The organism is Wolbachia endosymbiont of Drosophila mauritiana (assembly GCF_004795975.1).
Classification (GTDB): Bacteria; Pseudomonadota; Alphaproteobacteria; order Rickettsiales; family Anaplasmataceae; genus Wolbachia.
In genome coordinates this window covers 1-13,753 of sequence record NZ_CP034335.1, presented here as the reverse complement: position 1 = coordinate 13,753, position 13,753 = coordinate 1, and the positions used below count along the sequence as shown (strand labels likewise).

14 protein-coding genes and 3 pseudogenes are annotated in these 13,753 nt (G+C 33.7%); 5 read left to right on the top strand and 12 right to left on the bottom strand.

Features of this window, described 5'->3' with window-relative positions; genetic code table 11:
- Positions 1-83 precede the first annotated feature (83 nt).
- From EJB00_RS00085 to EJB00_RS00070, 4 genes and pseudogenes are all read right to left on the bottom strand, one after another.
- Positions 84-314 (bottom strand): hypothetical protein, encoded by a 231-nt coding sequence (locus tag EJB00_RS00085; RefSeq protein WP_041581332.1) that lies wholly within the window; start codon positions 312-314, stop codon positions 84-86.
- Between the two features lie 42 nt (positions 315-356).
- On the bottom strand, positions 357-1,376 hold the full coding sequence (locus tag EJB00_RS00080; protein WP_135352712.1) for an IS110 family RNA-guided transposase: 1,020 nt from the start codon (positions 1,374-1,376) through the stop codon (positions 357-359).
- Between the two features lie 268 nt (positions 1,377-1,644).
- A pseudogene (locus EJB00_RS00075) lies at positions 1,645-1,884 on the bottom strand (helix-turn-helix domain-containing protein); the annotation flags it as partial.
- A 116-nt stretch (positions 1,885-2,000) separates the two neighbouring features.
- Positions 2,001-2,729: pseudogene (locus EJB00_RS00070) on the bottom strand (hypothetical protein); the annotation flags it as partial.
- 217 nt (positions 2,730-2,946) lie between these two features.
- Here EJB00_RS00070 and EJB00_RS00060 point away from each other — a divergent pair.
- Complete coding sequence (locus EJB00_RS00060; RefSeq protein WP_135352759.1) at positions 2,947-3,912, top strand: IS110 family RNA-guided transposase; 966 nt, start codon at positions 2,947-2,949, stop codon at positions 3,910-3,912.
- A 134-nt stretch (positions 3,913-4,046) separates the two neighbouring features.
- Here the strand turns inward: EJB00_RS00060 and EJB00_RS06245 are convergent, their stop codons facing one another.
- From EJB00_RS06245 to EJB00_RS00040, 5 genes are all read right to left on the bottom strand, one after another.
- Complete coding sequence (locus EJB00_RS06245; protein ID WP_179943657.1) at positions 4,047-4,217, bottom strand: hypothetical protein; 171 nt, start codon at positions 4,215-4,217, stop codon at positions 4,047-4,049.
- Between the two features lie 34 nt (positions 4,218-4,251).
- Positions 4,252-4,380: a hypothetical protein gene (locus EJB00_RS06505; protein WP_255324778.1), complete on the bottom strand. Its 129-nt coding sequence runs from the start codon at positions 4,378-4,380 to the stop codon at positions 4,252-4,254.
- Positions 4,381-4,625: 245 nt separating this feature from the next.
- The gene (locus tag EJB00_RS00050) at positions 4,626-4,988 is read right to left on the bottom strand and encodes a helix-turn-helix domain-containing protein (RefSeq protein ID WP_135353032.1); all 363 of its coding nucleotides are present in this window, start codon (positions 4,986-4,988) and stop codon (positions 4,626-4,628) included.
- Positions 4,989-5,010: 22 nt separating this feature from the next.
- Positions 5,011-5,340, bottom strand: a complete 330-nt coding sequence (locus tag EJB00_RS00045; protein WP_015588088.1) for a helix-turn-helix domain-containing protein — start codon at positions 5,338-5,340, stop codon at positions 5,011-5,013.
- 102 nt (positions 5,341-5,442) lie between these two features.
- On the bottom strand, positions 5,443-6,102 hold the full coding sequence (locus EJB00_RS00040) for a JAB domain-containing protein (protein WP_015588087.1): 660 nt from the start codon (positions 6,100-6,102) through the stop codon (positions 5,443-5,445).
- A 331-nt stretch (positions 6,103-6,433) separates the two neighbouring features.
- Here EJB00_RS00040 and EJB00_RS00035 point away from each other — a divergent pair, with 331 nt between their 5' ends.
- Positions 6,434-7,675 (top strand): IscS subfamily cysteine desulfurase, encoded by a 1,242-nt coding sequence (locus EJB00_RS00035; RefSeq protein WP_015588086.1) that lies wholly within the window; start codon positions 6,434-6,436, stop codon positions 7,673-7,675.
- Positions 7,676-7,723: 48 nt separating this feature from the next.
- Here EJB00_RS00035 and rodA read toward each other — a convergent pair whose 3' ends face one another.
- Together rodA and EJB00_RS00025 are read right to left on the bottom strand one after the other, a co-directional pair.
- A complete protein-coding gene (rodA, locus tag EJB00_RS00030) occupies positions 7,724-8,827 on the bottom strand; it encodes a rod shape-determining protein RodA (RefSeq protein WP_015588085.1) in 1,104 nt (367 codons plus the stop codon).
- A gap of 45 nt (positions 8,828-8,872) precedes the next feature.
- Positions 8,873-10,321 carry a proton-conducting transporter transmembrane domain-containing protein gene (locus tag EJB00_RS00025; protein ID WP_015588084.1) on the bottom strand — a complete coding sequence of 483 codons (1,449 nt, stop codon included), beginning with the start codon at positions 10,319-10,321 and terminating at the stop codon, positions 8,873-8,875.
- Between the two features lie 64 nt (positions 10,322-10,385).
- Here EJB00_RS00025 and EJB00_RS00020 point away from each other — a divergent pair, with 64 nt between their 5' ends.
- The 3 genes and pseudogenes from EJB00_RS00020 to EJB00_RS00010 all read left to right on the top strand — a co-directional run bounded on the left by EJB00_RS00020 (position 10,386) and on the right by EJB00_RS00010 (position 12,699).
- Positions 10,386-10,691, top strand: coding sequence for an NADH-ubiquinone oxidoreductase subunit NDUFA12 family protein (locus EJB00_RS00020; protein WP_135353033.1), 306 nt, complete (start codon positions 10,386-10,388; stop codon positions 10,689-10,691).
- Between the two features lie 2 nt (positions 10,692-10,693).
- The gene (gene mlaD, locus EJB00_RS00015; protein WP_135353034.1) at positions 10,694-11,149 is read left to right on the top strand and encodes an outer membrane lipid asymmetry maintenance protein MlaD; all 456 of its coding nucleotides are present in this window, start codon (positions 10,694-10,696) and stop codon (positions 11,147-11,149) included.
- Between the two features lie 269 nt (positions 11,150-11,418).
- Positions 11,419-12,699: pseudogene (locus EJB00_RS00010) on the top strand (IS4 family transposase).
- A 235-nt stretch (positions 12,700-12,934) separates the two neighbouring features.
- Here EJB00_RS00010 and EJB00_RS00005 read toward each other — a convergent pair.
- Positions 12,935-13,753 (bottom strand): transporter associated domain-containing protein, encoded by an 819-nt coding sequence (locus EJB00_RS00005; RefSeq protein ID WP_015588081.1) that lies wholly within the window; start codon positions 13,751-13,753, stop codon positions 12,935-12,937.

Genomic DNA, 13,753 nt, shown 5'->3' with positions numbered 1-13,753 from the left:
AATTGCTGCCCCATATCCTCTACTCCAATCGAATGCGTATGAATGTTTATAATTAATTTCTTAATTATTATCCTAAAAATACATTAATTTAATTCCCTATTAGAGTTTTCTTGTTGTTGTAAACATGTTTGCATAAGACTAGTAGATGGAACGTTTTTAATAGTCTGAGTTAACTCCTCAGGAATATTTTCAAAACTCTTGCCCATAACTTCTAAAACACTTTTCCCCTGTATAAGACAATTCCCTCCAAAGCTTGATTTGTTTTCTAACTTGCTAAACCTTATTTTGCTTTTCTCATCAATTTCTACTACCATTTTGTTACCATCTTTCCGTAGATAAATACTAATCTCCTATGATTATTGTCCAATAGAAATTTCAAATTTTGTAAAATCTTTAAAAACCCAGTTATTTTTAAGAGTGTAGAAAATAGTTATAAGAAATTTTCTAGCAGTAGCAGTTATAGCCTTAGCAGAACCACGCTTCTTTTTTATATGTTCATAAAAGCTTTTCAAGTAAGGACTGTAACGTACAGCAATCCAAGTACATTGAACTAAAGAAGTACGCGCTATTTTTGACCCTCGTTTGGTAATTCTTCCAATTGTACATTGCTGATTAGATTGAGAAACTCTTGGTACAACTCCAAAATATGCAGTAAGTTTCTCAGGTCTACGGAAATCATTAATGTCTCCAATTGTTACAATAAAAACAGCTGCAGAAATTGGACCTATTCCCTTTATGCTGATAAGATTGCTGAACCCAGGAAGTTGTTTAGCGAAAGCTATAATTTCCTTTTCAAGCTTTTTAAGGCTTTCTCGGATAGCTTCTAAATGATAGCTAATCACTTCAATTTCAACTTTTTCTAAAGGATCCCAATTATGCTTTTGAGTAGCACGTTCAAATCCTACTTTAGTTGTAAGTACTTCTTTTTTAATTTTTATTCCATGGTAATTAAAAAGACCATGAACTTTATTGATTAAAGATACCCGTGACTTTACTAACTGATCTCTCGTTTGAAGAAGAGAAGCTAACTGCTGGCATTGTTTGTTTTTGCACCTTGCCTCAGGCAACATATCTTTGCTGAGAAAGAAAGCAATAGCTCGTGCATCATGCTTATCTGTTTTGTTCACAGAGCGACGAACAACTTCAAACTGCCCAGGAGCAATTATTACTATGCATTTAACGTAAGGTGAAACTGCATCATAAAAGAAACAGCTATTACCTGTTGCTTCTATGGCTACTTCATCTGTTTCTTGAAGATCTTTGGTGAAATTATCCAAGTCTTTTAAGCGAAACGTTTGAATATGCTCAGGTTTCCCTTCCTGTAAGTAACAAGCAGTAAAACTATTGGTATGTAAATCAACTCCAATGTGACGCATATTTTTTCCTCCAATTGCATATTTCAATATATCAGAGTAGAATATTGCCAGTTGTTCCAAACTCCTATACGAGGTCATCACATCACATTTTGTGAGCCTCACGATGATTTTCGGTGGCAGGGGCAGTTAATCTCTCCTACGAAGTCTTCTTTCTATTCTTCATATAAGAGCAGAAAGTGCTTCAGAAAAATATCCAACCTGCCACCTAGTCCACTCTGAGAAGTTATTATCTTCTCTTGCTTACAACCAAGCAATACTTATTCATACCATCTCCCCCATCTTCAAGACAGCTTTTTGATACAGGAATAAGATCAGTAATACTGATTGATAGTACCTCAGCTATAGCATACAACCTTTCAATTGAAATTCTACGGTTCCCTTTTTCATATTGCAGTATTACCCAGTACTTTACACCAAGTTTCTCTGCTAAATCTTTCTGAGTGTACCCTCGCTCTAACCTCCAATTTTTTACTTTTTGCCCTACTTCATAGTCTAAACTTCTTTCCACAAAAAGAACCTTGCGTATAATATTTTCTACTATATCTCAATTTTGTTAAGGCTCCAGATATAATGGTAGATTCTGAAACCTTAAAGTTAACCCATAAAATGAAGAAAGAAGGTTGGTTAAAGCCCTCTAAAGGTTTCTTTACTACCTCCACATACCCTATTTACCCACGAAGACAATACTTCATCATTGCTAACCTCTTTTATAGCATACTTTTCACTCCATATGCCACATCTAGTGAAATTACCTTTCTCTACTGCTTCTTTAACTTTCATTCTACCAAAAAGGCAGTTTTTTCCAATTTCTTCGCCTCTTTTTTGTAACTCAGCCCACATTTCCTTATTTGCTACTCTAACCTGCACCTGATCTGCCTCTTGGTACAATATAATATTTAGCTTACCAACGCTTGTAGGAAATTCTAACATGACAGAGCTACCATCTGAAATATCAGTATAGTTTCTTATACCTCCCTTCTCACTTTTAACTTCAACTGCATTATTGCCAATTTTTAAAATATTACTTCCTAACTCTCTGTTTGCTTTCAGTACTTTGGCAACTTCTACCTTGCTGTCCTCAGAGAATTCCACAAAAAACGTCCTATTATCTATTTCTAGATCTATTAAAGCTCCTTCCTGAACAGCACTTTCACCAGCTTTTCCTAGTTCTTCTAGTTGCTTATCTATCTGTGGCTGAATTTTTGGTTGTAGCTCATTATAGATTTCACCTATCAGTTTATTCTGCAATAAAGTATCATGAAACTCTGCACCGCTTAGCATTAATTTACGTATTAGCTTTTTTCGATCACTTTTTTCTAACCTGTGAAAATGTGTACCTAATACTACATATTCTTATATGTTAAAAACAAGTCTTTATAAATGTCACGAAATGGCGGTATAAAGACACGCAGAGAGGAGGAACCGTACATACTCTTGGTCATAAGGACCGTTTTGCAGCAAGGTTCTCCTCTCTGGTTTATTATACTGAAAGTTCCGAACAACTGGTTGAGCTTTTAGGCTCGTATATAAGGGTGGAAAATGCAGTATACACATTATTTATGGAGGGATTATGAATTTATCAAATATTATTACTGGCATTGATATTAGCAAAAATAAACTAGATATCCATATTCATCCACTTGGACATCATAAAGTATTTGAAAATAACGTTCAAGCTATTGATCAAATAATCGACTTTTTGCGTTTACATAACGTAACCAAAGTTGGACTTGAAGCAACTGGTGGGTACGAAAAATTATGTGCTTATACTTTATTAAGCCATGGTTTTGAAGTATATGTCATTCAACCAAGATGGGTGAGAGATTATGCAAAAAGCCTTGGTATTGCTACTAAAACTGATAAAATAGACTGTAGCATCATCTCACGTTATGTTAGTAATACAGACATGCGTGTCACTCCTTTAAAAGTTAGTAGTATTGACTGTTTGAAGCAAAAATTATCTCGCAGGAATCAACTAGTAGAAATAGCAAAAATACAAAAAACCCAAGCTCATCAAGTAACCGATTTATCTATAATCAAACAAATGGAAGAGCTACTTGCAGTTTTACAAAATCAAATTCAAGTCTTAGAAGATGAGGTAATGGAATTAGTCGATAAAAATCAAGAGCTTAAAAAAAAGTATATGTCAATAACTAGTATACCTGGTATAGGTGCAATAACAGCTATTACTTTTATTTGTTATCTACCCGAGCTTGGAACTCTCCAACATAAAGAAATATCCAGCCTTTCCGGAGTTGCACCTTTTAATCGAGATAGTGGTTTTAGTAAGGGAAAAAGGTGTATTCAGGGTGGTAGATCACAAATTAGAAAGGTTTTACATATGTGCATTCTTAGTGCGCAAAGGTACAATTCTTATATAAAAATCTTCTTTGATAGGCTATACAATCAATATAAAAAACCATATAAAGTTGCTTCTACTGCTGCAATGAGAAAATTACTTATCCTTGCTAACTCTTTAGTAAGAGACGGTAGACTGTTTACTGAGGAGTATAGCCCTAAAACTGTTTCTATATAGTAATAGCATAGCTGTGAATAAGTACGCCCACACAAATTTTAAGTACTTATTCACAGCTACATCAATTTTTCTATTGACTTTTAACACAACTGCTACAATATTCTCTTTGCAATTTGTACTTAATTACAATTGGCTTAATTTCTAGCAACTCTGCCTTCTACTTCATCTTCTAAAGTAACCTTACCTCCACATACACAAATCGTACCAATTGTGCAGCTCACTACCTTGTCTGTAGCTATTAATTCACGCTTATGTGCCTTATGTCCTCTCCTGGTCTTTATCACTTTTCTTTTTTGCTTCCTCACGGTATATATCTCATGCTGGTAGCAGCGATGAATTTTAAGCTCCAAATTTGTCTTTTAATTCAACTATTTGTGTTCCCAGGCTATCATTTTCTCTGATTAGCACTATTTTTTCCTTGAGATTAGCGTTTTCTGCTACAACCTTTTCTTGCAGCACTGTTGTCATTTACCCATTCCATATATAGCTTCCTATTTCTTTACACTTTTATACTTACTTTGTAAACTACCTTATCTCTGTGAACGGTTGCAATTATTTTAGAAAAGTTTATAAATTACTAACTTAATATATAAAATAGTTTTTTTTCATCTTCTTTTTTCCTTATTCTACTTTTCCTTAACTTGACGCAATGGTTTATTGAAAACTTCTTCATGTTATGAAAATATCCAGGTATTTGTACTTTAAAACCTGTATTATTTGTGAGCAAGAGCCTTTATCACTAAATGAACAATGTCACACAAAATTTCATCCTTAATTTTCCTGTATTCCCTCACTAGCCTCGATATTTCTTCGCTACCTACATCACTATGAAAGGCCTTATCATGCAAATCTTCAGAGGCTTTGGTAAAAAAATATGACATATCAACTGATAGTGCTTCTGCCAATTTATATAACCTATCAACTATAAGTCTAACTTCTCCAGTTTCATATCCTTGTATATGCTGAAATGAAATTCCAAGCTTTTTTCCCAAATCTCTTTGACTAAAACCACACATTAGCCTTCTTTTCCTTATTCTTTCCCCTATTTGTTTATTGATAGGATGTTGTATAGTCATTTTACGTATCAGGTAATATTAACTATGTATTATCACTTTGAGAAAAAGATTTTACCAATATATAAACTGCACTACGTAACCTTTTGCTCTTAATTTTGTTATATCCTTTGACTAGTTTTAGTATTTCTTCATCATAAGCTTCATGTGAGTCAGTATGCATACCAGTAAAGAAATCAGCAACATCAATTGATAGGGCTTTTGCTAAGTCATATAGCCTACTGGCTAAAATGCAATTTGAACCATTTTCGTACCTTTGTATCTGTCTATATGAAACACCTATTCTTTTTCCTAATTCAGTTTGTGTCAAACCACAGTATAACCTAAGTTCCTTTATTTTTTTACCTAATTCCACCTTTTACTACTAATTCTAGCTGTTCAAGCTTATATTGAATTTTTTAATTTATGAAGTGAAAAAAAGAAGGAAAGCTAGAGAACTTTCCTTCCGGGTTACAGATTACAATAAGCCACTGTCATAAAAACTAAAGTGGCTCTTCTGTGTTACGATTATATGATCTATCAATTTCATTCCTACATTTTCGCAGGTTGCAGCTAATGTGAGTGTGTTATCCTCATCCTCCTTTGATGGTTCTATATCTCCGCTTGGATGATTATGTGAAATTGCAACAGATGATGCGTCAATCAGTAATCCCTGTTTTATTATTGCCCTCACATATAGAGGTACTCTATCTATAGTTCCACAATCTTGAATATACTCATATATTAAATGACCACTTCGATCTAAGTATACCACTCGTAAGCTTTCTTTTCGTGACTGCCCTATTGCTGCTTTAAAGTATTTTAATAGCTCTTCTCTATTATCAAGAATCGACAGCTTTTTTAACTTACCTTTCAATATCCTATCAAAAATCTCTTTCAGACAAAAGATATTTGCTATTGCTCCATCATTCATTCCTGTAACATTTTTTAGTTCATGAAAGTCAGCATTAATTACCCTTCCTAAACTACTAAAGAGCTCAATTAGCCTTTTTGCCACTTCTCTTCCTTCTGCATATTCAGATAGAGTACGTTCCAGTAGCTCATGGTCAAGTAAAGACCTGCCTCTACTTGATAAAATGCGAGTTTCCAATTTTTCTTTTCTCTCACTATTATTCATAAAAACCTCCAAGATCAACATTATATACAAATTCAGCGCCAGCTTTCTGACGCAGTAGTTCTCGAGGAATAACCCTTTTTGAACTCTAAATTTGCAATGTTGTCCTTGTTGCTTTAACAAATGGACAGCAAGAAGATGCTAGCGCTATTAGGTTTGCCTAGTGCGTATTCGATCTACCAGTGTCAAACACTGATCATAGGGAATGACATTACAGGGACACTGGAATAACGTAGAAGATAGCGCTAACAACTTTCATTTAGGCAAGATATATCTTGAAAAAATTAAGCTTTAGTGCTACTAAATGTTGTAACTTCTATGCTGAAACCTGACTATGAATGTGGAAAAAATACGCAATGCTAAAATAAAATTACCAATATTTCTTGATTATCAATCTACTACTAAAGTAGATCCTCGTGTTTTGGAGTTAATGATACCTTATTTTGGTGAGTTCAGTAATGCACACTCTCGTAGCCATTCATTTGGTTGGACAGCTGAGGAAGCAGTAGAAAAAGCAAGGAAGCACATTGCTGACTTGGTGAACGCAGACAGCAAAGAAATCGTCTTTACCTCGGGTGCAACCGAATCAAATAACATGGCTATCAAAGGTGTTGCTCATTTTTATAAGAATAAGGGAAATCATATAATAACTGTCTGCACGGAGCATAAGTGCGTTTTAGATTCTTGTCGACATCTGGAAAATGAAGGCTTTAAAGTTACATATTTGTCCGTTAAGCAAAACGGAATTATAGATTTGTTGAAACTTGAGGAGGCAATCACTGATAAAACAATTCTGATTTCAGTGATGATGGCAAATAATGAAATCGGAGTAATGCAACCTGTCAAAGAAATTGGTGCAATGTGTAGAAAGCATAATATATTTTTTCATACAGACGCTGCCCAAAGTTTTGGAAAAGTTTCAATAGACGTAAATGAAATGAACATTGATCTTATGAGCCTTTCTAGCCATAAAATTTATGGACCTATGGGAATAGGTGCGTTATATGTCCGTAGAAAAAATCCTCGTGTTAGGTTGACGCCACTAATTAGTGGTGGTGGACAGGAGAGAGGCATGCGCTCTGGAACAGTTCCTACTACCCTTGCAGTTGGTTTTGGTGAAGCAGCACGTATCGCTAAAGAAGAAATGGAAATAGAAGCAAGCAAATTAGAAGAGTTGAGAGATATTTTGTACAACAAAATAAAAGAGGCATTTCCTGATGTTGTTTTAAATGGTGACTACGAAAATAGGATTCCAGGTAACCTTAACTTAAGTTTTCCTTATGTTGAGGGTGAGTCTCTTATCATGGCAATCAAGGATTTAGCAGTAAGCTCTGGTTCTGCATGCACATCTGCATCCCTTGAGCCTTCTTATGTCATAAGATCACTAAACAATGGCCACGATCTTGAGCATTCATCAATTAGATTTGGCCTTGGCCGATTTACAACTAAAGATGAAGTTCTATATGCAGCAGATCTTGTTACTAAAAATGTTGGACGGCTAAGAGAGATGAGCCCACTTTTGGAAATGGTACAAGAGGGAATAGATTTAAGCACCGTAAAATGGGATTCTCATTGAAGAATAAGACGTTAACCATTAGCAGAGTGATGGTTGTCTAAGCTCTTTCTATGGGTGAAATCGGAAACTTAGCTTTAAGTCCTTTGTAGATGCCACGGAACTAAGTAGCAATCCTATACATATTAAGCTCGCAGCAGTTGTGCTTCCGCCATAGGATAGAAATGGAAGTGGGTCACCTATTATAGGTAAGAAGCCTATTGTCATTCCAATGTTTATAAAGAAATGAGCACTAAAAAAGGCAAAAACCCCGATAGATATTAACTTAGAAAAGTAATTTTTTGACCTGTAAGCAATGGAGAATATTATAGCAAGCAATGTGGTATAGAGTAAAATCAAAGTCATGCTGCCTAAAAAACCCCATTCCTCACTCAGTACCGCAAAAGCAAAATCTGTGCGTTTCTCTGGCAAAAATCCAAGTTGAGTTTGACTTCCATTAATAAATCCCTTACCAAACAAACCTCCTGAACCAATAGCTATTTGAGATTGCTGTGCATTATAACCTATTCCAAGTGGATCTACTGATGAATCCAAAAATGATAATATCCTTTGCTTGTGATAAGGGCGCAAAAAAGGCCAAATAGCTGGTATTGCGAAAATGCCAAGAGTTCCAAAAATTATCAAATGAGGTCTCTCCATTATTGCTGTGAATATGATTGATGCTCCTATAAACAATATTATTACAGCTGTTCCTAAATTAGGTTGCTTCAATACAAGGAATACAGGTAAGAAAATAATTATAAGTGGCTTAAATAAGCTTTGAAATTTCATCATTTTATACACACTTTGTTTATTAAAATAACAAGCAAGTGCAAGTATTAAGCCCACTTTTACAAATTCTGATGGTTGTAAACTAATTGACCCAATTCTTATCCATCTCGTTGCACCCATTATATGCGAGCCAAAAAAATTTACTGCTAACAGCGCAATTACTGCTGCTATGTAAAAAAAATAAGCGTGCTTCAAATAAAAATCTAGCTCTATAAATGACATAGCTATAGCAAGCAAAAGGAAGAAAGAGAATATGACCAATTGGTGAATTGCAAATGGAGCCCACTTTCCTCCAGCAGAAGAATATTGCACAACAATGCCAACGCAAAACAGAGCTATTACGTTAATGACTAATAATAAGTGAATCTTCTTCAGCTTATCCACAGCAAAAACTTTACAGACTTTGAGATACAATAAAACATAAGAAAATCAAAAAGCAAATTTATTAATTACCAACCGAATTGGACTACTATATATCCCAGTTATTACCGTTAAAATTGCCATAAATAATAAACAAAAGAGCATAAGCAATGGTACCTCATTAAATGTCATTCCAGCGTTTGATGCTGTACTGTTTTCAAAATACATTTTCTCAACCATTTTCCAAATGTATACTAATGCAGAAAAAGAGCTAACAGCAAAAACCATCAGAGAGACCCATGCATGAGATTCAAGAATTGCTTGCATCATATACCACTTACTTACAAAGCCATTTGTCAAGGGTACACCGATTAATGCTAAACTAAGTAGAGTAAATGCGAGTGTTGTATAGGGCATTGACTTTTTTAGTCCTGATAAATTTTCTATTTTTGTCATACCAACCTTATAAGAAATACACCCTGCAACCATGAATAAAGACGTTTTTATCATGCTATGATTTACTATGTGAAGAACTGCTAAAAACAAACCTGATTTTGAATTTAAACCCAGCATTAAAAGTATATAGCCAATCTGACTGATACTGGAGTGAGCAAACAGTCTTTTTATATCTTTTTCGATTATTGCAGATATTGATCCAAATACAATAGCGCAAAGTGCGAGGATAATTATCACATTATGCAGTGGTAAGAAAAAATTTTGCTGAAAAACAGTGTAAAAGATTCTGATAAAAACATATATCATCACTTTGGTTACTGTACCTGAAAAGAATACGCTAACGAAGCTAGGTGCTTCACTATATGCGTTAACCAGCCATCTGCTGAGTGGAAATAGTGCCATTTTGATTGAGAGACCAACAAAAATGAATAATGTACCAAGTCTTATGATGTTATTATCGTATAATGGTACTATTCTTTCAGCCATGTCAGACATGTTGAGCGTTCCGGTCATAGAGTATAAAAGGCCGATGCCAAACAAGTAAAATGTTGCTCCTACAGTACCACTAATGAGGTATTCAAATGCTGCTATCAGGGCTTTTTTGTCCCTTCCCATTGAAACTAATACATAAGAAGAAAGAGATGAAATTTCCAAAAAAACATAAAGATTGAATATGTCGTTTGTTACTAGAATTCCGAGTAGTCCGCTTAAGCACAGTAGAAATAGAGAGTAAAAACCAGTGATCTTGTTTTTGCTAATTTCTTTTTCGTTAATATAAAAGCTATAAAGCACGCTAATCAGCGCTATAAAATTCACCAAAGTTAGAATCAAAGAGTTCAATATGTCGATTCTCAATTCTATTCCGTATGGAGGAGCCCAATCTCCAAGATAATAAGTTATAATTTCACCATTGTATGTTTTCACTAGCAACGTTAATGAAATAAAGAAAATAGCTGCCGTTGTAAAAAAAGAGATAAACCAGGACACCCTATGTTTCCTGGTAAGAAAGCAGAACATCGACGCAATTATTGGTATAATAACTTGTAGAATTGGTAATTGCATTAAACTGTTGTTAATACATCGTTAAAGTATTAGTATATATAATACTTTTTGTTTTAATACCTTTATGTTATCCAAAATTTATAATGTAGTAACAAACTTATTAAGGAGAAAAGGTAAACTTATAGGTAGGGATGAAAACGGAAATTCTTACTATGAGTCAAATAAAGGAAAAAGATGGGTAATATATGGTAATGTTTCTGACCCCACAACAATTCCTCCAGAATGTTATATATGGCTGCATAATACTAATAATGAAATACCAATTAACAATAACAAAAGAAAAACTCCTAATTTAACGGGTACAAAAGATGCATACTACCCAAAGCAAAAGGTGAAAAACTACTATGAAAGCTGGAATCCTAATAATTAAAGATGCGAAGGTCAAATATACTTGAAATAATTGCTGGATCATTTGTATTAATTTTCACTATTTTTCTTGTCTTCTTCGCTATTAATAAGCTATCTTACATAAAGAGAAACTATAAGGATTGCTATAAAATACATGGCCTTTTTACTGATGCTAACGGTGTAGGGGTTGGTGATAGTGTCAAGATCTCTGGTGTAGAAATCGGAAGCATAACTGGTGTATCGCTTGACAAAGCTACCTACATAGCACGAATCGATATGTGCATAAGCAGAGACATAAAGTTGCCAATTGATAGCTCAGCTCTAATCACTAGCAGCGGGGTTGTTGGTAGTAAATTTGTTAATATATCACCTGGTGCAGATCCTAAATTAATTTCACACGGTGGTAAAATAGAGCATACTCAAGCTGGAGCAAATATGGGTGGAATAGTGGATAAAATTATTGGCATGTTTACAAAGTGAGAATAAGAACACATAAGCCAACTTGGCCTATGTACAATCAAGGGATTTTTCTATCAATAGCTTGAAGTTGTTCAGCGTTTGAATTATCAAGATTTCTGCTAGGTTTTACATTCCTAATAATCTTAACAAATGCTTGTACTTTCAGTATAGGAGTGTTTTTTCTTACGTACTTAGGGAAGTGTTAAATAAACCATACGTGTCAAGTTAAGGAAATAAAGGTATGAAAGAGATAGAATAATAAGGTATAAGTTCTCCCAGAAGTACTTTTAGTGAGAGAATCAATGAATAAAGTAACTAGATTATCAAAAAAGCTCAAAGAATTTTTTAATGAAAAAGCAGACAAAATCTCAATTACAACAAGGTTTATAAAAAGAAAGAGAAAGCTAAAAGGTTCATCGTTCGTAAAAGCCATGGTCTTGGGTAATATAGGGGTTGATAATTGTAGCGTAGAAACAATGTGTCAATTACTAAACGAGGACTCGATAGATATAACAAAACAAGGTTTGGATTTTAGATTTACTGAAGAAGCAGTGGAATTTATGAAAAGGATGTATAATGAATCTGTGGTTCCCTTTAAAAATATCTTGCAAGTTGATTGCAAAATCTTACAGCTATTTAATAGTGTTAAATTATTGGACAGTAGCTATACTACTCTACCTAACAGTATGGAAGAGATGTATAAAGGTTATGGTACTAGCTACAGTGGCTACGAAAGTAATACTAAGTCTGGAATAAAGTTACAATTAGTTTTCGACTACATGAATCAGATAATAGACCAACTTAATTTAACGGAGGGAATAAGATCCGGGATATAGGAAACATTTAAGTAATATATTAAGCAATGATTTGCTAATATCTGATCTGGGTTATTTTGTCCCAAGCTCTTTTAAACAAATCAATGAAATAGGAGCTTATTTCATAAGTCGTTGATACCAATATATATGATATAGAAACAAATCAAAAAATAGAGTTACTGGAATGTTTAGAGATTTTTAGAAAACGAGGTATTATTAGGAAAAGAAGTAAAAATTAGAGTAAGAATATAAACTAACTGAATATGGCCAGAAGAAGGAAAGCTAATAGATTAGCAAGATCGCAGGATCCTCTAAAAGAAATCAAAAATTATTGAACTGGTATAACTAATGTTCCAGAAAATAAAATTAGTGCTGAGCAAGTATTACAGAGTAAGGTGGCAAATTGAGTTATTATTTAAATTGTATAAAAGCCATATCAGAGTTGATAAGCTAAAAGGAAAGCCATGCAGAGTATTATGTGAACTATATGCTAATTTGTGCGCAATTCTTATATTTTACGGCATAGTTGGTTGCACAGAAGTGAAAAAGAATACAGAACTTAGCTTAACAAAGGCATTTATTGAGCTAAAAAGGCGGGTTAGAGAGTTATTTTTAGCACTAAAGAATAAAGTTAATAGTTTGAAAGTTTTTCTTAAAAATCTTACCATAACTTGGTCTCGATTTTCATTAAAAGACAAATACAGAAAAACTAGAGTATCTACCTTAACTTCCCTGAATTTACTTACAATCTCTTAACTTGAAGCGTATGGTTTATTTAACACTCCCTTTTTGAGGGTTACAGATCGCTAAAAATATTTAAACAACTAATTTTTATAACTTTGTACCAATAAAACTATTCCCACCTTAATTATCAAACAGTAACGTATAGAACTACAAACTTTTGTATATTAAGAAATTGTTTAAATTACATACCTGGCTACTATGCATCCTACTTCCAAGATAAAGTACCTTTCACTAAAAAATATTGAATTTAATTTTTGCAATCACTTAAGTCTAGTATTATTTTGTTAATGTATCGTTCATTTGCATCCTTGATGATAAATTTTATACCATTTTTATATCTTATAACTTCATCTACAGAAGGTACCTTACCAGCAATTGAAAGAACCAAACCACTAAGTGTGGCATAATGCTCTTCAGAGTCACACAACTCTATTTTTAGATTTTCCTCTATATCCTTTATAAGGGCCCTTGCCGATATTTCAAACTTATTTTGAGATAATTCAGTAATGGTGTGTTCTGAATTTACCTCATTCTCGTTATCAATATTTGGTATCAATTCTTCTATAAGATCATTTATCGAAATTAAACCATCAGTTCCGCCATATTCATCCAGTACAATAGCTAAATATGACTTGGAAGATTTCATTCTAACAAAAAGATTTGTTGCTTTCATTGAGGCTGGGACAAATATTACATTTTGTATAATATTTTTCAGATTAAAATCTTTATTCTTATTGAAAATGATATCTTTTACGTAAAAAAAGCCTATTACGTTGTCAAAGTTATTCTTATAAGTTGGTATCTTAGCATGGTAAGTGTTTTTCACCTTCTTTATTACCTCATCCTTGCTCGATTCAATGTCTACTGCACATATCTCCTTACGTGGAGTCATTATATCCATGATACTACAATCACGGAATTTTAATAGACTATTAAGTATGTCAAGACCTGACAGATCACCCATTAATGCCTCAGTCGCACATTTTTTTAACACAGAAGTTTTGTTGAAGAGAAAGAGAAAAATTCTGTATGCTATTTTTTCTACTAAAGTTCTTTTTTTACTCAA

Excerpts from the sequence above, each read along its gene's own strand:
- EJB00_RS00085 (WP_041581332.1), bottom strand. The coding sequence starts at position 314 with ATGGTAGTAGAAATTGATGAGAAAAGCAAAATAAGGTTTAGCAAGTTA.
- EJB00_RS00080 (WP_135352712.1), bottom strand. The coding sequence starts at position 1,376 with ATGCGTCACATTGGAGTTGATTTACATACCAATAGTTTTACTGCTTGT.
- EJB00_RS00060 (WP_135352759.1), top strand. The coding sequence starts at position 2,947 with ATGAATTTATCAAATATTATTACTGGCATTGATATTAGCAAAAATAAA.
- EJB00_RS06505 (WP_255324778.1), bottom strand. The coding sequence starts at position 4,380 with ATGACAACAGTGCTGCAAGAAAAGGTTGTAGCAGAAAACGCTAATCTC.
- EJB00_RS00050 (WP_135353032.1), bottom strand. The coding sequence starts at position 4,988 with ATGACTATACAACATCCTATCAATAAACAAATAGGGGAAAGAATAAGG.
- EJB00_RS00040 (WP_015588087.1), bottom strand. The coding sequence starts at position 6,102 with ATGAATAATAGTGAGAGAAAAGAAAAATTGGAAACTCGCATTTTATCA.
- EJB00_RS00035 (WP_015588086.1), top strand. The coding sequence starts at position 6,434 with ATGAATGTGGAAAAAATACGCAATGCTAAAATAAAATTACCAATATTT.
- EJB00_RS00025 (WP_015588084.1), bottom strand. The coding sequence starts at position 10,321 with ATGCAATTACCAATTCTACAAGTTATTATACCAATAATTGCGTCGATG.
- EJB00_RS00020 (WP_135353033.1), top strand. The coding sequence starts at position 10,386 with ATGTTATCCAAAATTTATAATGTAGTAACAAACTTATTAAGGAGAAAA.
- mlaD (WP_135353034.1), top strand. The coding sequence starts at position 10,694 with ATGCGAAGGTCAAATATACTTGAAATAATTGCTGGATCATTTGTATTA.